Raw genomic sequence first — 19,884 nt, 5'->3', positions numbered from 1 at the left:
CAGTCTGGAGGCGCGTCCCCATGTTTGTCGATCTCACCCCTGAACAGCATGCATTGCGACTCAAGGTCCGGGACTATTTCCAGAACCTGATGACCCCCGAGCTGCGCCAGCAGATGCGCGGTACCGAAGGTGGCGAGCTGTTTCGCCGCACCATCGCGCAAATCGGTCGCGATGGCTGGCTGGCGGTAGGCTGGCCCAAGGCCTATGGCGGGCAGGGTTATGGCCCGACCGAGCAATTGATTTTCTTTGAAGAAGCCAATATCGCCGGCGCGCCACTGCCATTCGTGACCATCAGTACCGTTGGCCCGGCGCTGATGGCCCACGGCTCGGCGTTGCAAAAGGATAAATTCCTGCCAGGGATCGCCGCCGGGGACATCAACTTCGCCATCGGTTACTCCGAAGCCAGTGCTGGCAGCGATCTGGCGGTATTGAAAACCACCGCCCGTGAAGATGCCAACGGTTTTGTGGTCAATGGCAGCAAGCTCTGGACCTCGGGCGCCGATGCGGCCGACTTCATCTGGCTGGCGGCCCGTACCGACCCCGAGCAGGCGCGTCACAAGGGCATTTCGATCCTGATTCTCGACACCCGTGCCCAGGGGTTTTCCAGCACCCTGATCCCGACCTCCGGCAACCCTACGGCGGCCACCTATTACGACAATGTGCGGGTGCCACGCAACATGCTGGTGGGTGAGCTGCATGGCGGCTGGAAACTGATCACGGCTCAGCTCAACCACGAACGCCTGGGCCTGGGGGCCTGGTCCGACAAAGTGGTCAGCCTGTTCAACCGCGTCTATCTGTGGGCACGTTGCGCCGATGAGCAGGGCCACCGCGCCACTGATGTGGCCTGGGTCAAGCGCGATCTGGCCGAGTGTTATGCCCGGCTTGAAGCCATGCGCCTGATCAATTTCCGGATTGCCGCCGACCTTGAACGCGACCGTGTGGACGTCGCACTGGCCTCGACCACCAAGGTCTACGGCTCGGAGTCGGCGATCGAGATCCTGCGCAAGCTGTCAGCCATCCTGGGTGCCAGTGGCCTGACCCGGGCCGGTTCGGCAGCGGCTTATCTGCTTGGCGAGCTGGAATATGAGGTGCGGGCATCGGTCAACCTGACCTTTGGCGGTGGCACCAATGAGATCCAGCGCGAGCTGATTGCCCAGTTCGGCCTGGGCATGCCGCGCACACAACGCTGAGTTACGCAGTGGCCCCAATATCGGAGATAAGGATGAACGATTTCAACAACGCAACCCTGCTGTCCAGTGCCGAACGGGCAGTTGTGCCACGGGAGCAGACGCAGGCAATTCTCGATTTGCGGGCCGCCGCCAGTGCCCGGATCAAACCGGCCGATCGCTACACCCTTGCCGATCGCCTCGAAGAGCAGGCGCAGCGTCACGGCGAACGGCCCTTTATCATTTATGGCGAACAGCGTCTCAGTTTCGCCCTGATCAATGCCCGCGCCGACCGTTTGGCCCATGTCCTGTATGCCCGCGGCCTGCGTCCGGGTGATGTCTGCGCCCTGGCGATGGAGAACCGCCCGGAGTTTTTCTGTTGCTGGTTCGCCCTGGCCAAGCTCGGCGTGGTGGCGGGTTTCGTCAATACCCAGGTCAGCGGCCGGCCACTGGTGCACGCGCTGCAGGCGATCGATGCCAAGGCCATGCTGGTCGGCGAAGAGGTGCTGGGCAATGTGCTTGCCACTCAAGGCTTGCCACCGCTGCCCTTATGGCTGGTAGCGGATACCGAGCAGCCATGGACCGGGGCCATGCCGTCACAGGTCGATACCGGACTGGCTCAAGCACTGGCCGCAGCCCCCGCCATGCCATTCCCTCGTGATGTGCGCGCCGACCTGAGAGCCGAGAGCCCGTGCCTGCTGATCTTTACCTCGGGCACCACCGGCCTGCCGAAAGCGGCGCGTTATAGCCATATGCGCTGGATGTCGACCGGTGACATCATGGAAATCACCCTGCAAACCACTGCCCATGACGTGTTTTACTGCTGCTTGCCGCTGTATCACGGTGCAGCCGCCACGTCAGTGACGTCCACCGCGCTGAAAACCGGTGCAGCCATTGTGGTACGGCGCAAATTCAGTGTCCGTGAGTTCTGGAATGATGTGCGCAAGCATCATGTGAGCGTGTTCCAGTACATCGGTGAAATCTGCCGCTATCTGCTCAACCAGCCCGAGGTGGCCGGTGAACGTGACCACGGTCTGCGCTGCATGCTCGGCGCCGGGTTGACCCGCGAAAGCTGGCAGAACTGGCTGCGCCGTTTCGGGCCGATCCACGTGTTTGAAGGCTGGGGCTCCACCGAGTCCAACACCAATGTGGTCAATGTCGACAATTATCTGGGGGCTTGCGGCCGTGTGCCGTACTGGGAAAAGAGCAACTTGCGCCTGGTGCGCTATGACGTTGAAACCGACAGCCACCCACGGGACGAAAATGGCTTCTACCAGCTGTGCGAGGCGGGCGAGGTGGGAGAGGCCCTGGGTTTTATCATCAACCATCCCGACATCGGCGGCGGGCGTTTCGAGGGTTATACCTCAGCCGAGGCGACTGCCAGCAAGATTCGTCGCAATGTGTTCAGCCAGGGCGATGCCTACTGGAGTTCAGGTGACCTGCTGCGTTTTGACAAGGACGGCTACCTGTATTTTATCGACCGCATTGGCGACACTTTCCGCTGGAAAAGTGAAAACGTTTCCACCCTTGAGGTGGCGGCTGCGCTGGGCGACTTCGAAGGCCTTGAGCTGATCAACATTTATGGCGTGCAAGTCCCCGGGCAGGAGGGCCGCGCCGGGATGGCGGCGGTGTTGATGCAGCCGGGCCGCAGCTTCGACCCACAGGCGTTCTATGCATTGACCGAAACGCGCTTGCCGCGTTACGCCGCCCCGGTATTCGTACGGGTATCGGCAGCGGCTGACCTGACCAGTACCTTCAAGTTGCGCAAGGTCGACCTGCAACGTCAGGGCTATGCCCCTGCAGCATTCAGCGATCCGCTGTTTATCCGTGATGACAGCAGCCGCAGCTATGTGCCGTACAGCGCACAGGTGCTGGAGCGCATTGGCCTGGCAGCCTTTGTCGGGGACACCAGCCAGTGACCGGTCGGCCTGCGGGGCAGGTCTTCTGCACGATGCCCCGCGTACCGTTTACAGCGACTGTCGGTAAACCTCAGTCAGGCACGACATAACAATAACAACGGGCAGGGCCCAGGCGGTGTCCCGTGAGGAGAGGGCGATGGATAATAGCGGCTTGAGTGTTCAGACCCTGGCAGACATGGGCTTGAACCTGACCGAGTATGACAGCCTTATCGGCGAGTTTTACGACGGCTCGCTGGAGCCCAGGCTGATGGCCAAGACGCTGCGCCATGTGCGCAATCTGTACCAGGCCAACTATGTCATCCTGATCTTGCGCGTCCCCGAGCAGCCTGACCTGGGCCTGATGATCGTAGTGGGTGACATTGAGCGCGAAGGCGAGGTGAGTTACTGGGCATACCCACAAGCGCTCACGCCATTCAACAACCCGCCAATGGACCGGGTATTCACTGTCGACGACCTGATGAGTGAGGAGCAGTGGACACGCTCGGCTTACTTCAAGACCTATGGCACCGTGCACGACACCTACCACATCATGGCTGCCGATATTTCCACGCCTGATGGCGGCAAGCTGCGCTTTCGCATTACCCGGCCAAAGTCCGCGCCCAACTTCAGTGCCAGTGAACGCAGCCTGTGTGGCATGTTCATACCGCATTTGCGCCGTGCCATGCATGTGCACAACCTGATCGACCGCAGCGAGTCGATGACCGAGCTGTACTCGCAGGCGATCAGTCGCCTGTCGGTGGCCACCATTGTGCTGGATCAACAGGGCAAGGTCCTGAGCCTGAACCCGATGGCCAGCGAACTGCTGGAGCAGGCAGACGGCCTCAAACTGGTTGGCGGACACCTTGAGGCGACTTACCCCAGCGACAATCGCGAACTGCAGCGCCTGGTCCGCAACGCCTTTACCCGTGACACCGGCAATGTGCAGGAAGGCACGCAGGCTGAAGCCATGTCAGTCTCCAGGCCCTCGGGGCAGATCAACCTGGGGGTGGTGGTCGAGGCCATTGCGACTCAGGACTGGGCCGAGGGCAAAGGCACCCCAGGGGTGGTGGTATACATCCGCGACGCTGCAGGACGGTCCATGGCCAGCGAAACCCTGACCAAGCAGCTGTTCAACCTGACCCGGGCTGAAACCGCCCTGGCGATGGAACTGGCCAATGGCCTGTCCCTGGAAGAAGCTGCCGAGGCGTTGAATGTGCGTCGTAATACTGCAAGGGCACACCTGCGCTCGATTTTCTCGAAGACCGGTGTGCGCCGCCAGACTGAACTGGTGCGCATCATCCTCAACAGTGTGGTTGCCCTGGGTAAGCCAGGGCTGGCGTTATTGCCCGGCGCCAAGGCCAGCAGAAAAAAAACCGGATTGACGCAAAACAGTGCCTGAAAGCAGGCATTGTTAGTCCATGCGGAGGATGAGGACGGCAGCGGGTTCGGTGAAAATCCAGCGGGCATAGGACCGGGGATTTTCACACGAGGACAATAACAATGACCAAACTCGCAGCAATCAACGTTGACAGTATTCTGGCACCTCGCTTTGGCCGGGGCTGGCATTGCCTGGGTGATGCGGCCGACTACCGTGATGGCCAGCTCCATACACTGAATATTTTCGGCACACGCTTGCTGGCGTTTGCCACGGCCAGTGGCGAGATCAGCGTGATCGATGCCCATTGCCCGCACATGGGCGCCGACCTGTCACAAGGCACCCTGGAAAACGACCGGGTTGTGTGCCCCTTTCACCATTGGCAATACGACGCCAGTGGCAAGTGCGTCGAGATTCCATATTGCAAGCGCATCCCGCCCAAGGCCAAAACCCGCCGCTGGTTGACCTGTGAAGAAAACAACCTGCTGTTCGTGTGGAACAACCCTGAGGGCAAGGCCCCGGCAGACAATGTGGTGATCCCGCATTTGCCGGAGCAGGACAGCGATGAATGGCTGCATGACTGGCACATGGACAAACTGGTCATTGAGACCAACCCCCGGGAACTGGTCGACAACCTCGCGGACGCCCAGCACTTCGGCCCGGTGCATGGCACGCCGACCAAGTACTTCGCGAATATTTTCGAAGGCCATATTGCCCAGCAGATTTTCCACGGCGACTCGGACCGGCTGGGCGGGGACCTGGTTGCCGAGTCTGCCTATCACGGCCCGGCGACGCATTTTACCCGCATGCGCGCAGTGTTCGAGGGCATGGAAATTCACTCGATCCTGCTCAACTGCCACGTCCCGATCGACGCCAACAGTTTCGAGCTGCGTTTTGGTTGCATGGTGAAAAAGATCCCGGGCTGGAGCGAAGAGCAGAGCAGGGCGCTGGCCCAGGATTATGTGCTGCGTAATCGCGATGCTTTCTATCAGGACGTGGTGATCTGGCAACACAAGATCCGGGTCGACAAACCGGTGCTGGCTGAAGGTGATGGTCCGGTCTATCAACTGCGCGACTGGTACGCCCAGTTCTTTATGGACGAAGACAGCGTGCCGGCATCGACTGCCGGGCGCAGTGAAATCATCACCGTCGACCATCGCTGATCAACTCCGGGCAGGAACGCGCAATGAACATGAGTGGCCGCAAGACAATGGCGATCATGCTGGCCGCCAGCTTCGCCTCGACCATTGGCGGCTTGCCGTTCAATACCTTGCCGATCCTGCTTGGCTCGATGGTTGACAGCCTGGGCTTCAGTGTCGAACGGGTCGGCCTGCTGGGTGCTGTTTGTTTTGCCGGCTACCTGCTGGGCACCCTGATGGCCGTCGTGCTGATCGACCGTTTGAACTGGCGCTGGCTGACGCTGGGCTGCGCCACTGGCGCGGCTGCAGCGTACTGGATGACGTCATGGCTGCCCGCCACGGCGCAGTTGCCGTTGTGGGCGCTGATTGGCTTTTTTGCCGCACTCATGACCTGCCTGGGCATGCGTATCATGGGCGAAATGGCCAACAAAGAGCGCGCCCTGGGCTTGCGCCTGGGCATTGAATTGGGGTTGGTGGCAGCCGTGTTATTCGCGCTGCCTTCGCTGGTCATCGCGTATTTCCACTACACCGGTGCCGTAGTAATGCTCGCAGCGATCATCCTGCTGCTGAGCCTCAGTGCCCTGGCATTGCCCAGGCGCGAGGACTTTATCGGAAGAGACACACCACCGCGGGATGGTTCGGTGTTGTCACGTTTTCAATTACCGCCAGCGGCTTATGCCGCGCTGGGGTTTTTCTTCCTGTTCGGCGCCGGGCAAATCGGCCTGTGGGCTTTCCTGGAGCGACTGGGCCATGGCCTGGCACTGCAACCGGGCGAACTGGGTATCGTTTTTGCCGTATTGAAACTGCTGGGGGGGGCCGCCGCACTAACTCTGGCCGCGGTCGGTGACCGCCTGGGCGTACGCGTGCCGCATCTCATCGTCATGCTGGTGCTGGGCACCGGGCTGTTGTTGCTGGGCAATGCCGAAGGCTTTGTGATGTATGCCGCGGGCGCATGGATCTGGGAAGTAGGTTTCACCTGGGGCTGCGTTTATCAGACAGCAGCAATTGCACGGCTGGACCGCAGTGGCCGCTCGATCATGCTGATCCCCGGCGCGTTTGCCTTGAGCTCCATGGCCGGGCCGGCACTGGCCGGGCAACTGGTGGGTCAGGGTTACACGATGCTGTTGTGGATCGCCGCTGCCTGTGCCGTGATTCCGGTACTGGCGTTCACCTGTTTGCTGGCCCGACGCTTGGATGGGGAGGGTGTTGCGGTCGAGCGGGTGGTGGTGGCGGTGTGAAACGCGATGATTGCTGGTTGGCGGCTTTGGCTGCAGCGGCTGTAAGCCTGTAATTTTCAGGCCCGTTGGTACCTATTCAGGTTAGAGTGCTCATCAATGAATCAATTGTTAAGTGAAGAATGAACCGTGCGCTGTTTGTTTCTCTGGATGGGCCCAAGGGCGCTGGAAAAACCACACTGCTGGAGGCCGTCACCAAAGCTCTGAGGGCAGACAACAAAAAGGTGATCCGGCTTTGCGAGAAAAAAAGCGATCCCTATCGAGGTGAAACAATGGCCCTCGTCAACAAACTCGTCAGAAATCCCGGCCGGGAATTAGAGTTGCGGGTTTGTGAACGCCTTGCTGACAGCCGTACCTGGATATCCCGGCACGTATTGGCTAAGCAGCCACCCGACAGCATCATCCTGATTGATCGCTGGTACCCCTCTGATGCCGCATTTCGCCGGATAATCCCGTTTGCAGAGATTCTGCAGTTGAACATTGATCGAAACGTGCAAGTCCCGGACCTGCATGTCGGGGTTGTCACCGACCCTGATATTTCATGGGCGAGGGCAGCGGCCCGCTCGCGAGGGCTGAACAGTACGGTGATCCATAAGCTGGAAGAACATGTTGCCTGTACCCAGGCGTTCGAGCGGGCGATTGCAGATCACGGCTGGGTTTTATGCCGTAATGAAGGAACCATCGAAGACGCAACGATGCAGGTGATTTCGCAGATCCATAGAGTGCTTCGATAGCCCTTAGAGGAAGTTTTCGGCACCGGTGTAGACAGGGTTTAGATAGCCGTTGCGTGCAGATGGACTGGCTCCTTTTGTACGGTAGAATTACGGGCCGCACATTTGAAAGATGAACTGCGCCATGAACAGTACGATTGCCAACCTCATCGAAAGCTGGCTGGATTCGCCTGAGATAGAACGCTGTTCGCTCCACGCAACGCTCCAGTTCGGCGATGAATTCGAGCAAGCCTGCCTGGGCAGCGCGTTGAACGGGAAAGCCATTCGCGAGAAATTGATTCCACTGCGGTACGGTATTGAATCTGCCCACGATTACGAACTGAGAAGGCTGGCTAAGCTTCTGAAGGCAGATGCTACCTTTACGCTGGCAAACATGTACCTGTCGGGAAGCGATAATCAGGATGTCTACAGGGCAGCTAAGTCTATCCCGGGCTGTAATCTGGACTTACAACTTCGTGGCGAGTTGTTCACCGAAGACCTAGGGTTGTAACCCATCTAAATCTTTGAGCAGCCCAACTCCTGCAGCTCTACTGTGGGCCTGGGCAGCTTCATAATCCAGTCCCCTGGATGACGGATCGGCTGTTTTTGGTGTTCTAGCCAGCCGTAAATGGGACTATATCTCGACAACAGGCCCACAAAAAGACTTGCTATAGACCACCCCCAAGATAGAATGAGCGTACGGTAAGGCAATTTTCAGCCGCGGGAGGGGGTCTGGCCCGGAAACAGAGCTTTTGCTGCCCCAAAAATGGGACGCGCAAGGAGATTTCGCAAATGCGAGTCGAAACAGTCAGTTTTTTAAAAAAATACGCATCTGATCTGCCTCTTGATGAGCCAATGGTTGTCACTCAAAACGGTATTCCAGCCTACGTAGTGGAGTCTTACGCTGAGCGTAAACGCCGCGATGAAGCAATTGCGCTGGTGAAACTACTCGCCATCAGTTCCCGCGATCATGCCCAAGGCAAGCACTGTTCTACTGATGAACTAAAAGCACGCTTGAGCAGGAGGTTTGCTGACACATAACAATATGAGAACCGTACATGACGCTGCTATCAGACCGCTACTCTGTGATCTACACTCACACAGCTGAACTAAGTGTTGAAGACCAGATAGAACATCTGGCTATCCATCAAGGGGTAGAGTCTGCTTTTAAACGCATGATTTGTTCGCTTGACGGGGTAGAGCAAAAGCTTGCAAGCAATCCGAAGGGTTATAAAGTCAGTCCGCAAGCCAGCGAGTTAGGCGTTCTCCATTACCATGAACTTAACACCGATAGATTGCGGGTTTTCTACGAAATCATAGAAGGCGAACTTCTTGTTGTCGTTCACTTGGTACTGGGTGAGAAACAGAGTGTCGAAGATGCGCTCATCCGTAACTGTCTGCTGCTACCACTGCGCACCGAGTAACCAACCCATATAAAAAGATGATGATCACTGCAGGTCGCAGCACAAATCTATCGACATAATCCGTACTCCTACCCAAAGTTTAAACACCGTCCAGAAATGAATGTAAAACCGAACTCATGTGAAACGGGATCACGTTGAGAAATCCTGGTGAAGCAACCAGATGAGCAGGGGAAGTATTCACTAGCTCTCCATTATGTGCATCGCCAGATCCCAATCAGGGTCGTTGTCTCCCCATTGGTTCGCCATGCAGAGTAATGCCAACCCTTTTTTACGACACGCCTCCCAGCCTCCACGGAGATTATTAGCCAGTGCCTGCCCTTCTTTGCGCAACTGGATGTCTTCATCAGACATTTCAGCCCATGAGTCGATGGCGTCGAAAATGTCATCTCCAGTTGGCTCATCATCCATGATTTCCCTAAGCTCCCTAATCTGCTCATAGGCCTCTCGGCACTCTGCACGAAGCAACTCACAGAAGATATGAAAGCCTTCGTCCGAATCCTCATCGACTTCATCATTATCGCCATCTTCTTGTAGAAAAAACGGGATCTGGGCATAGTTCTTGAACCGCTTACCTCCTTGATCGCGGCGAATGAGCGCATTGAGAAAGTCTTCCTCGCTGAACTGTGCATGCTGACACAGCCATCCTGCTTGCACATTCAACCACTTTGCCTCAGAAACCTGCGCACTAAGCACTTTCAGGTATTGTCCAGGTGTAGTCCCTTTTAGCAGTAGTCTTTGAACGGCGTACATCGCTTCAAAGGCAGTTACTGATGCCTCATACGTTTTCGCAACTCGATCGGCAATGACCATGCCGGCCATGAAGTGCTTACGCTCGGCTGCGATGGCTGCTTCGTTTTTGGGCTTAGGTTTTGGGCAAGAAGGCTGGCTGGCTTCAGCGGCCCGCGCCAAGCCGATTACAACCTCGTACGAGGCATCACCAGGAGTGATCTGAGAGTCAGGGAATACATCGCGCACGCACTGCACGATATACGGTGCGCGCGAAGTGCCACCAGCCATCAAGATACGAGGTGACTGCTCAGGAAGTTGTTTGCGGACCTCCACCAGGAAGTCGCGCAAGCTATCCGTCATGCGTTCCGTGCATACTACAAGGCCTTCACGTGAGGCCTCCATCAACAAGCCAGATTCGATGTAACTCAGGGGTTGCGCGGTTAAGGCAACTTCGCTAAGGGCAATTTTCAATTGCTCTACATCATGATTGACCTTTACGGTCACGCCGGGTTGTTGCAGTGTTTTCAACCGCGAAAGAAATGGCGTCCCCACCGTGGTCAACGGGTGCCTGATGAACTTCCTTTGTTCACCCAAGTCGCTGACATTGGCAGCGTTGCGATACACATGCTTAGGCAAGACCGGATTATCCAGCCAGCCAAATAAGGGCATGGCCGCGTACATCGACAAGGCTCGGTCGATATCTGTTCCGCCTTTACCCCAACCCCATGCCTGATGGATAACTGGTGCGTGAACCCCGCTACCGACTCTGGCATAGGCCAAATCAGTGGTACCCCCCCCGATGTCGATGATCAGCACATCGTGTGCTGGTTCTGTAGAGCGGTATCCATATGCAACCGCGCAAGGCTCATCCAGGAATTGAATGTCAGTGAATCCCGCATTCAACGCGGCGGTCTTCAAAGCCTGCCGCGCGTACTCCGAACTTTGCTCGGCCCCACCACGAAACTGGACAGGATGTCCCAGGGTCACATCGGTAATCTCAAGTCCCAACTGGCGGCTAGCAGTCGAACGAATATGCTTGAGGATTCCAGTAACCGACCCAATGACCACATCTTCCGATTCAGGATCGAGCTTGAACCCGAGCATCGACTTTGGCGATTGAACAACTCTGCCTGGTTCCTGACTGTAAAGTGCGTCGATCGCTTCCTCGCCGAATAGACCGTTGGCTTTGCGCAGGCTTAAGCGTTCTTGCGAAGTGGCGATGTCTTGCTGGGCGCGCCAGTCACGTTTGATATTGACATAGGTGCGCTGACGGACTTCATCGTCTGTGTGTTGCTTGGGCTTTGTCAGCAACTTCCGGCGTTGCGCCAGTTGTTCGGCAGTTTGACTGAAGAGTCCTTTTCGGGATCTTTCGATCTCTGAAAGTCGGGCTCTATATAACGCGTATTCTTCGCTGTAAAGGCTGCGCGCCAATGCTACGGAGTTGTCGATTTTGCGAATGTGTTCTGCGGTAAGGACGAAGTCCGAATCCGGCACGTGGCGGTCCGGGAAGAACACTGCTGTGCGAAACTGCAAGCTCTGCCCAAACCGGATGTGCTCGATAGTGCCGTTGATGGAAACCGCTGCGCTGCAAAAACTGGTACCAAAATCGACGCCGAGTCGCATGGGGTAATGCTCCTTGTATGACACAGCATGGCCTCCATGCAGCGTTGGTAAAGGTTGTCGGCGGCACGACGGATTTCTTGAACATAGGAAGCGAGGACAAAGCTTTTGCAGCGTTTAGGCTTCGGTATGAATATGGGCCAAGGCCATGGGGATAGTCATCATGACCAGAGACTGCACACAACGCTTTCGTGCGAACACACCTGCGGCCCTTAGTCCGAAATCTATCTTAGGAATTGTGCAAAGGCGCCCAACCACGGCTGGGCGCCATTTGAATCAGCCAGTGTGGTGACTCTTTGCAAGGCCGTAGACGGAGGTGTTGATCCCTTCGAAGCGCGCTTTTAGCTGCAGCGCCAGATACAGCGAATAATGCCGCGACTGATGCAGGTTGCCACCGTGGAACCAGAGGTTTTCCTGCTGTGTCGGCTTCCACATGTTGCGCAGCTCACCCTCGTAGGGGCCAGGATCATTCGTGGTGCCAGAACCCAGGCCCCAGCAGCGCCCGACTTTGTCAGCTACTTCCTGGGAAATCAGCTTTGCCGCCCAACCATTCATTGAGCCATAGCCTGTGGCGTAGACGATCAGATCTGCCGGTAGGCGGCTGCCATCGTTGAGTACGACGGCATCGGCTTCGATACATTCGACACCAAGGCCAGGTGCGCTCTTGAGCTTGATCGTGCCGTTAGCGATCAGTTCGCTGGCGCCGACATCGATGTAGTAACCCGAACCACGGCGTACATACTTCATGAAAAGGCCAGACTCATCGTCACCGAAATCGAGCATGAAACCAGCCTTGGCCAGGCGCTCGTAGAAGTCCTTGTCACGCTCCTTGATCGCCGCAAAGATGGGTTGATGAAAGCCTGGCATCACCTTGTACGGGATCGAGGCGAACAGCATGTCGGCCTTGTCCGTGGTCAAACCCGTCTCCAGGGCGTCTTCCGAGTAGAGCCCGCCGAAGACCAGCTCCATCAGACTGTCGGAACGCACGATGTGGGTGCTGGAGCGCTGCACCATAGTCACCTCGGCGCCGTTCTCCACCAGGTCGGCGCAGATGTCGTGAGCCGAATTGTTCGCACCGATGACCACCGCGCGCTTGCCGCTCCAGGCGTCGCCACCGAGATGGCGGCTGGAATGATACTGCTGGCCATTGAAAACCTCGGCACCCGGATAACGTGGCACATTGGGTACGCCAGACATGCCGGTGGCGAGAATCAACTGGGTCGGTAGTAGCGTCACAGGTTCGCCATCACGCTGTACTTCAACCTTCCAGGTGCCACTTTGCTCGTCAAAGCTGGCGCTCACGCATTCCGTACGCGGCCAGTAATTGAGCTCCATGACTTTGCTGTACATTTCCAGCCAGTCGCCAATCTGGTCTTTTGGGGTGAAAACCGGCCAATGATCGGGGAAGGGCAGGTAAGGCATATGGTCGTACCAGACAGGGTCGTGCAGACACAGCGACTTGTAGCGACCACGCCACTGATCGCCGGGTCGGTCAGCCTTGTCGATGATCAGGGTAGGCACGCCCATTCGCTTGAGCCGCGCAGCGAGCCCCAACCCCCCCTGACCGCCGCCAACGATCAGGCAATAGGGTTGAGTGGTGATCCCCAGCGATGCTTCTTCATCGCGGCGGCGCTCCAGCCAGTTACGCTTGTCAGCGTGGGCGTGACCATGACTGGCACCCATCGGACGACGGCGACCACTGGGTTCTTCAAAACCTTTGAGCTCGCGCATGGCCGTCAGCAGCGTCCAGCACAAACCATCCTTCAGCCGCACATAGCCTTTACCTCGCGCCGCTTGTGTTTCCAGGCTGATCCAGCCTTCGAGCACACCGTTATTCAGCGCCGCTTCACCTTCCACTTTCCACCGCTCGGGGCGAGTCTGGTCGAGGCGTGTTTCAAGCAGGTCGCGAATGGCAGGTTTGCCTTCCAGGGTCACCAGGTTCCAACTGAAAAGCAGCAGGTCGCGCCAGTGACACTCGCTGGCAAACAATGCCAGCGTGCCGTCCAGATCACGCTGGGCGAGACGTTCGTTGAGGCTCTCGATCCAAGCGGCAAGCTGAGCCGTAGGCGTGTGCAGGGGGGTTTCGACAGCGATGTTCATGGGGGCTTCTCCCGATCTTGTTGTTTTAGTAACAACTTACCCAGAGCAAGGCCCGGGCCATCTCTATCAAAACCCCGTTGCAGAGCCGTTGCGGCAATACGGCTCAGATCTTGATCCGGATCTCTGTCACGTTTCTGGAAATGCTGATGACAGAGTGTCACCCGGTGCAAAAAGCGCTCGTTGCAATCTTTTCATATAAGCTGCCAACAGACCCGTGTCCTGACCGTAACGGAGAACAAGAATAATGAAGCCGGCCTTGATCAACGCCCATGCACAACAAGTGCTACAAGCCGTGCAGGGCACTGTCGCCAGCCACAGCCCTGGTGCTGACCTGGCCATTACACGCTCCTGGCGCCGCTGCCTGGACCAGTATCAGCTCGACCCTGCCAGTCGCCGCGCACCTAACGTGGTTGAGCATCCACGCTTGCAGGATCACCGCGCGCCACTGGAGCACATCATCGCCGTGGCGCATTGGCAGATGAGCAACTTGCACCAACAACTCGGGCGTGACGGCCATGTGGTACTACTCACCGATGCACGGGGGGTGGCCATCGACAGCGTGTTCAACGAATCCGAGCGAGCAGAGGTTCAGCGTTCCGGGTTGTGGCTCGGCTCGGTATGGAGTGAAGATTGTGAGGGCACCAACGGTGTCGGTACCTGCCTGGTCGAGCGACAGCACGTCACCATCCGCCGTGATGAGCATTTCCGTGGCAAGCACGTCGGACTTACCTGTTCGGCGAGCCCGATATTCGATGCGAGTGGAGAGCTGCTAGCCGTGCTCAACCTTTCATCCGTGAGGGATGATCACAGCCTTCAGCAACACTTCCAGGCCATGGCATTGACCAGCTTGTCAGCCAGGCTGATCGAGAGCTCGTTTTTCCTGGGGCATGACCCGCATCGCTACTTGCTGCGCTTGCATCCTGAGGCTGGTTTCGTCGGGCTGCTGGGTGAAGGTCTGCTCAGTTTCGACGAGAGTGCCCGTATCTGTTCAATCAATCATGCTGCGCTGGATCTGCTGGGCCTCAGCCGTGACCAGGTGGTTGGGCAGCCTCTGACAATGCTGCTGGAAACACCTGTGGATCAGATAATGAGTCAGACCAGCGCTCAGACGAGTGTCTGTTGGCCAATGCGGCTGGTGGACGGGCGCCTGATCTACGGACAGTTGCGTGAACCCGTGCACCGATCGCCTTTGCTAACGCCGCCAGCGCCCATCATCAACGACGTGCATGTATGCCTGGAAGACCCGCGTCTGCAACGCGGCTTTGCCCGCGCATTACGGGTTTTGGAGCGAGACGTTCCCGTATTTTTACAGGGCGAAACCGGTACCGGCAAAGAAGCTTTTGCGGCAGCGCTGCATCGTGCCAGCTCCAGAGCGGGCCAGCCGTTTGTGGCGATCAATTGCGCGGCCATTCCGGAAACGCTGATCGAAAGCGAGCTGTTCGGCTATCGTGGTGGCAGCTTCACCGGCGCACGCAAGGACGGGATGATCGGTAAACTTGAGCAGGCCCATGGCGGCATTCTATTTCTCGATGAAATCGCCGATATGCCCCTGGCGCTTCAGACCCGACTGCTGCGAGTGCTGGAGGAGCGTCAGGTGATGCCGCTAGGTGGCGCGACAGCACGTCCCCTCGACGTACGCCTTATCAGTGCCAGTCACCAGGATCTGAATGCCGGTGTGGTCGGGGGGCGCTTTCGCGAAGATCTGTTTTATCGCATTGCTGGGTTCACCGTGCAGCTTCCACCGTTGCGTGAACGATCAGACAAGGGCAGTGTGCTCGACCTTCTGCTGCTCGAAGAGACAAAAGGTACAAGAATCCGGCTGGAGGCCGGCGTCAGAGAGCGCTTGCTGAGGCAACCCTGGCCGGGCAATGTCCGGCAGCTGCGTACGTGCCTGCGCACGCTGGTAGCGTTGTCATTGGAGGGGCGTGTCACTCTGGACGATTTGGCGGAGTTGCTGCCGGCAGTAGCAGTGCCAGTCGCGTTGGCCGAAGATCCGCTTGGCGTATCCGAACGGCAGACGCTACTGGCATTGATCGAGGCAGAACATTGGCATATCGCCCATGTTGCAGCCCGCCTGGGGATTAGCCGAAATACGCTCTATCGCAAATTGCGACACCACGGTATTGCACGGCCTGGTTGAAAGGAAAGCGACAGTGCCGCGCTTCCTGTCTCTGTGTACCTGCACCGGGGATAGAAACGATAAATGTTCTCGAGCTTTCCCCTCGATCAGCGTTTTTAATTCGATCTATAGTCTCTGTTCCTGAAAATGCTTACGGAACGTTCGATATGAGGCTTAAATCTGCCAGGTCCAATACGCGTTTTACACCCAGTCATCATGTTGAACGTGAAGTACATGACCTGTGCACCTGTAGCTCGCCGGATATACAGGACTTTCACGCGAGAATGATGCTTGATCTGTCTCGACGTGACGTCTATAGCGGTATCAAACCCAAAGGTGCACAACTTTCTGCAGTGCGCGCATCGAGTGCCTCAGGACAAGGTACAAACGCTGAATCCAGCGCGAGCACGCTGTTGCTCAAGAATCTTCGCTTATTCAACGGTAGCGCTGTGCTTGACGATAACGTCTGCATCCTGATCAAGGATGGCGTGATCGACTCACTGCTACCCGCCAATACAGAGGTTGAAGGCGCCGTGGTTATCGATTGCGGGCGAAGAGTGGTGATGCCGGGATTGATTGATGCCCATTGGCACACTACGTTAGCGGGCATCACGCAACTTGACGCGATGAGCGCAGACCCGGGCTATATCCATTTAGTCGCCGCCCGCGAAGCAGAAAGCACCTTGATGCGCGGCTTTACGACGGTTCGCGATCCTGGAGGACCTTCGTTCGCATTGAAGCGTGCCATTGATGAGGGTGTTATTGCAGGGCCTCGTATTTATCCTTCCGGCGCAATGATTTCACAGACCTCTGGCCACGGTGATTTCAGGATGCGATCAGAGATTCCCCGCAGCTCACTCAGACCACTGAGCGTGACTGAGCAACTGGGTGCTGCAGCCATAGCTGATGGCGATGCCGAAGTGCTCCGACGGGCCAGAGAACAGCTTATGCTTGGGGCATCACAGCTAAAATTGATGGCCGGTGGCGGCGTTGCGTCTACGTATGACCATCTCGATAGCACCCAGTTTATGGAGTCAGAATTAAGAATGGCGGTGGATGCCGCTGCCGATTGGGGCACCTATGTGATGGTGCATGCGTACACGCCCAGAAGTATCCAGCGTGCCATTCGCGCCGGTGTGAAATCGATCGAGCATGGCCAACTGGCGGATGAAGAAACCGCGCGCATGATGGCAGACAACGATATCTGGTGGAGTCTTCAGCCTTTTCTGCAAGATGAAGATGCCAATGTTTATCCTGATCCTGTACGGCGTGAGCGCCAGCGCGTGGTGGCTGAGGGCACCGCGAGAGCCTATGAGTTTGCTCAGCGCTTCAATATAAAAACGGCCTGGGGGACTGATGTTTTATTTAATCCGCAAAAGACATCCACTCAGGGAAGACAGCTTGCAAAGTTGACCCGGTTTTACGCTGCACACGACGTCGTGAACATGGCGACAAAGATGAATGGGGAACTGTTGGGGCTGTCGGGAGCCCGCAATCCATATCCCGGTAAAATTGGCCGGATAGAAGCAGGTGCATTGGCTGATCTGTTGGTTGTCGAGGGAGATCCCACGGTGAGCCTGGGGTTTCTGGAGGCCCCGGATGCAACTCTCAGCATGATTATGAAAGGCGGGAAAATATATAAGAAGAACTTCTAATCATCCATCATAAACAGAGAGAGTCTTCATGATCACACTTCACCACCTCAACGCGTCCCGATCACTGCGTATTCTTTGGCTGCTTGAAGAAATGGGAGAGCCTTACACCCTGATTCGCTATCAGCGTGATCCTGCCACTCATCTCGCCCCTGCCTCACTGAAAGACATTCACCCGCTGGGCAAGTCACCGGTGATTGAGCTCGACGGACAAGTGCTGGTTGAATCCGGCGCCATCGTCGAATACTTGATTCGCCGCTTTGCGCCCCGGCTGGAGCCCGCGTTCAGCTCACCGGATTATCTTCAGTACCTGCAATGGATTCATTTTGCAGAAAGCTCGGCGATGGTGCCGGTGCTACTCAAGCTGTTCACCCAGTTTGAAATCAATGCAGGGACTCAGCTCAAGTTCCTGGACGGCTATACCCGGACTGAGTTCGATAAAGTACTGGGGTTTCTGGACAGTACGCTTGCGAACAGAACCTTCATTGTGGGGGGCACATTGTCAGGGGCTGACTTCATGCTGGCTTTTGTTGCCATCACGGTGGTCGAGCAGATGAAGTGCGGGGCGCAGTACCCACATCTGCAGGCTTACCTGCAACGTCTGGCAGCACTGGACAGCTGGAAGCGAGCATTGAAGCTTGAGCATGAACTCGACGAATAGTTGAGAGGCGGCTGGTCATAGGGGGGCCTTGCTCGTGATGATCTTCAGGGCCGCGCATTTACCCAGTAACTACGCATCATCGTTAACGACCATCGCGAGCAAGCCCGCTCCCACAGAGGCTGGAGCAGATTGTATCCGGGCCCCACTGGAAGTATCCGAACGGCAGACGCTGCTGAGGGGGACCGAGTCGATAGAGGTCGAGCAGGGCGCTGCCTGGGCGCCGATAGTGTCTTTTCATCAGACCAGATTACAGTTTCCAGGGCAGGGCTGGATCGTCCTGGTTCAAACCCTGGACTTCACAAAGCTTCACATTTGCACGGCGGGAAAGCCGGGGGATATGGGTTAGCATCGCGGCGCAGCCTTGGGGCGCAAGCGTGGTAACAACAACGGCTTAAAACGGCTCACAACCGTTTGAAGACCGGGATCCCGGTAAAAAGGTCTCTTTATTGTGTCTAATGGCAACTCAAACCGTTGGTTAGTCCTCATGTCGGTCATTCTGGCTTTTATGCCGATTGTCCTGGATTACACCATTCTTCATGTCGCGGTTCCGTCACTGACCCTTGCGTTGCAAGCAACGGGCACCGAGATTCTGTGGATCATCGACATCTACCCGTTGTTGATGGCCAGCCTGCTGATTCCCATGGGCACGCTTGCGGACAGGGTCGGCCATCGCCGAATGCTGCTGGCCGGGCTGGGTATCTTCTGCGCAGGTTCGGTATTGGCCGCCTTTTCTCCCAATGTCGGATCGTTGATCGGGGCACGGGCGTTCATGGCCTTCGGCGGCGCCATGGTCATGCCCAGCGTCCTCGCGATTATTCGACAAACCTTTGAAGATCAGAGCGATCAAGCAGTAGCGCTGGGTATCTGGGGCGCTGTTGCCTCCACCGGAGCCGCCATCGGGCCCTTGGTCGGTGGTGCATTGCTTGAGCATTTCTGGTGGGGGTCGGTGTTCCTGATCAATGTGCCCGTGATGCTGCTGGTCATACCCTTGGTGATCGCCTACATCCCGCGACGAAGTGTGGTCGGCGATGGAAACTGGACCATCGGACAGTCCTTGATTCTGATCCTGGGTGTCATGGCAAGTGTTTACGCCCTCAAATCGGGCTTCAAAACCAACAACTCTGTTTTCGTAACCGGTGCCTGTTTTGTCTTCGGAGCACTGATGCTTGTCTGGTTTGTACGCAAGCAGCTTCACACCACGACCCCGATGCTGGATCTGAGCCTTTTTTCCATTCCGGCGGTCAGCACCGGTATCGTCATGGCCCTGGTAACCATGGGTGCGCTTGCCGGGTTCGAATTGCTGCTGGCTCAAGAACTGCAGTTCGTCATGGGGCGTACCCCCCTGGAGGCCGGTATTTTCATGATGCCGCTGATGATTGCGGCTGCAATCGGTGGGCCTCTTGCCGGGGTCATCCTGAAGGCGATTGGCCTGCGGTGGGTTGCGAGTTGCTCGTTGCTGGTGTCAGCGGCAAGTCTGGTCGGGTTGGCCCAGATACACCTGGGCAGCGGCGGGGTAGCCGTTATTGTGATGCTGGTGGCACTGGGGCTTTCCCTGAGCATTGGTTTGACCGCCTCGTCAGTGGCGATCATGAACAGTATTCCAATGGAGAAAGCGGGCTCTGCCGGAGCCCTTGAGGCCACGAGTTACGACCTTGGCACCGGATTGGGCATAACCGTTTTCGGTATTCTTCTCGTATCCACCTATGAAAAATCCATACAGCTGCCTGACGGCATTCCATCTGCCATGGCCGAGACAGCCGTCCGGTCTATTGGTGAAACGATGATTGCGGCCAAAACACTTGGAGGCATTCAAGGCCAGCAGCTTGCTGCAGCCGGGCAAAAAGCTTTTAGTGCCTCCCACAGCATGGTTTTACTGACGGCGGCTGCACTGGTCGGCGCATTGAGTCTGTTGGTCTGGTTTGTGTTGAAGCACCACAAAAGCAAATAGGGTCATGCCCGTGCAGGCAGTTGAAAAAACTTGCCTGCACGGGAACAAAAGCTCTTCTGTTTACCCAGGTCGGCAATTGGGTGATCTCCCGAGTGTGCAAGCAAATCG

Annotated in this window: 15 protein-coding genes; 13 read left to right on the top strand and 2 right to left on the bottom strand. The window is 57.0% G+C overall.

Annotated elements, in window-relative coordinates; all coding sequences use genetic code 11:
* Nucleotides 1-20 precede the first annotated feature (20 nt).
* From FHL07_RS01385 to FHL07_RS01345, 9 genes are all read left to right on the top strand, one after another.
* On the top strand, nucleotides 21-1,190 hold the full coding sequence (locus FHL07_RS01385) for an acyl-CoA dehydrogenase family protein (protein WP_138737985.1): 1,170 nt from the start codon (nucleotides 21-23) through the stop codon (nucleotides 1,188-1,190).
* Nucleotides 1,191-1,222: 32 nt separating this feature from the next.
* On the top strand, nucleotides 1,223-3,085 hold the full coding sequence (locus FHL07_RS01380; protein WP_138737984.1) for a long-chain-acyl-CoA synthetase: 1,863 nt from the start codon (nucleotides 1,223-1,225) through the stop codon (nucleotides 3,083-3,085).
* 136 nt (nucleotides 3,086-3,221) lie between these two features.
* Entirely contained in the window at nucleotides 3,222-4,463 is a 1,242-nt protein-coding gene (locus FHL07_RS01375; RefSeq protein WP_095023913.1) for a helix-turn-helix transcriptional regulator, read from the top strand.
* A 101-nt stretch (nucleotides 4,464-4,564) separates the two neighbouring features.
* Nucleotides 4,565-5,602: a Rieske 2Fe-2S domain-containing protein gene (locus FHL07_RS01370; RefSeq protein WP_138737983.1), complete on the top strand. Its 1,038-nt coding sequence runs from the start codon at nucleotides 4,565-4,567 to the stop codon at nucleotides 5,600-5,602.
* A 23-nt stretch (nucleotides 5,603-5,625) separates the two neighbouring features.
* Nucleotides 5,626-6,816, top strand: coding sequence for an MFS transporter (locus tag FHL07_RS01365; RefSeq protein ID WP_095000228.1), 1,191 nt, complete (start codon nucleotides 5,626-5,628; stop codon nucleotides 6,814-6,816).
* A gap of 119 nt (nucleotides 6,817-6,935) precedes the next feature.
* Nucleotides 6,936-7,547 (top strand): dTMP kinase, encoded by a 612-nt coding sequence (locus FHL07_RS01360; RefSeq protein WP_095019163.1) that lies wholly within the window; start codon nucleotides 6,936-6,938, stop codon nucleotides 7,545-7,547.
* 121 nt (nucleotides 7,548-7,668) lie between these two features.
* Nucleotides 7,669-8,034, top strand: coding sequence for a hypothetical protein (locus FHL07_RS01355; protein ID WP_095019162.1), 366 nt, complete (start codon nucleotides 7,669-7,671; stop codon nucleotides 8,032-8,034).
* Between the two features lie 281 nt (nucleotides 8,035-8,315).
* Nucleotides 8,316-8,564 carry a prevent-host-death protein gene (locus FHL07_RS01350; protein ID WP_095019161.1) on the top strand — a complete coding sequence of 83 codons (249 nt, stop codon included), beginning with the start codon at nucleotides 8,316-8,318 and terminating at the stop codon, nucleotides 8,562-8,564.
* Nucleotides 8,565-8,581: 17 nt separating this feature from the next.
* On the top strand, nucleotides 8,582-8,947 hold the full coding sequence (locus FHL07_RS01345; RefSeq protein ID WP_095019160.1) for a type II toxin-antitoxin system RelE/ParE family toxin: 366 nt from the start codon (nucleotides 8,582-8,584) through the stop codon (nucleotides 8,945-8,947).
* A 180-nt stretch (nucleotides 8,948-9,127) separates the two neighbouring features.
* Here FHL07_RS01345 and FHL07_RS01340 read toward each other — a convergent pair whose 3' ends face one another.
* A complete protein-coding gene (locus tag FHL07_RS01340) occupies nucleotides 9,128-11,299 on the bottom strand; it encodes an Hsp70 family protein (RefSeq protein ID WP_095019159.1) in 2,172 nt (723 codons plus the stop codon).
* Nucleotides 11,300-11,572: 273 nt separating this feature from the next.
* The gene (locus FHL07_RS01335; RefSeq protein WP_095023915.1) at nucleotides 11,573-13,396 is read right to left on the bottom strand and encodes an NAD(P)/FAD-dependent oxidoreductase; all 1,824 of its coding nucleotides are present in this window, start codon (nucleotides 13,394-13,396) and stop codon (nucleotides 11,573-11,575) included.
* Nucleotides 13,397-13,640: 244 nt separating this feature from the next.
* Between FHL07_RS01335 and FHL07_RS01330 the strand changes: the two genes are divergently transcribed.
* The 4 genes from FHL07_RS01330 (at nucleotide 13,641) to FHL07_RS01315 (ending at nucleotide 19,776) form a co-directional block, all read left to right on the top strand.
* Nucleotides 13,641-15,536 (top strand): sigma-54-dependent Fis family transcriptional regulator, encoded by a 1,896-nt coding sequence (locus tag FHL07_RS01330; RefSeq protein ID WP_138737982.1) that lies wholly within the window; start codon nucleotides 13,641-13,643, stop codon nucleotides 15,534-15,536.
* 263 nt (nucleotides 15,537-15,799) lie between these two features.
* Nucleotides 15,800-17,170: a metal-dependent hydrolase family protein gene (locus FHL07_RS01325; RefSeq protein WP_138737981.1), complete on the top strand. Its 1,371-nt coding sequence runs from the start codon at nucleotides 15,800-15,802 to the stop codon at nucleotides 17,168-17,170.
* Between the two features lie 28 nt (nucleotides 17,171-17,198).
* Complete coding sequence (locus FHL07_RS01320) at nucleotides 17,199-17,828, top strand: glutathione S-transferase family protein (RefSeq protein WP_138737980.1); 630 nt, start codon at nucleotides 17,199-17,201, stop codon at nucleotides 17,826-17,828.
* Between the two features lie 448 nt (nucleotides 17,829-18,276).
* Nucleotides 18,277-19,776, top strand: coding sequence for an MFS transporter (locus tag FHL07_RS01315; RefSeq protein ID WP_306452945.1), 1,500 nt, complete (start codon nucleotides 18,277-18,279; stop codon nucleotides 19,774-19,776).
* Nucleotides 19,777-19,884: the final 108 nt, after the last annotated feature.

The sequence above is a fragment of the Pseudomonas sp. FSL W7-0098 genome, assembly GCF_005930585.1.
In the GTDB taxonomy this organism is placed as follows: Bacteria; Pseudomonadota; Gammaproteobacteria; order Pseudomonadales; family Pseudomonadaceae; genus Aquipseudomonas; species Aquipseudomonas bubulae.
This window is presented reverse-complemented; position numbering and strand designations above follow the sequence as displayed.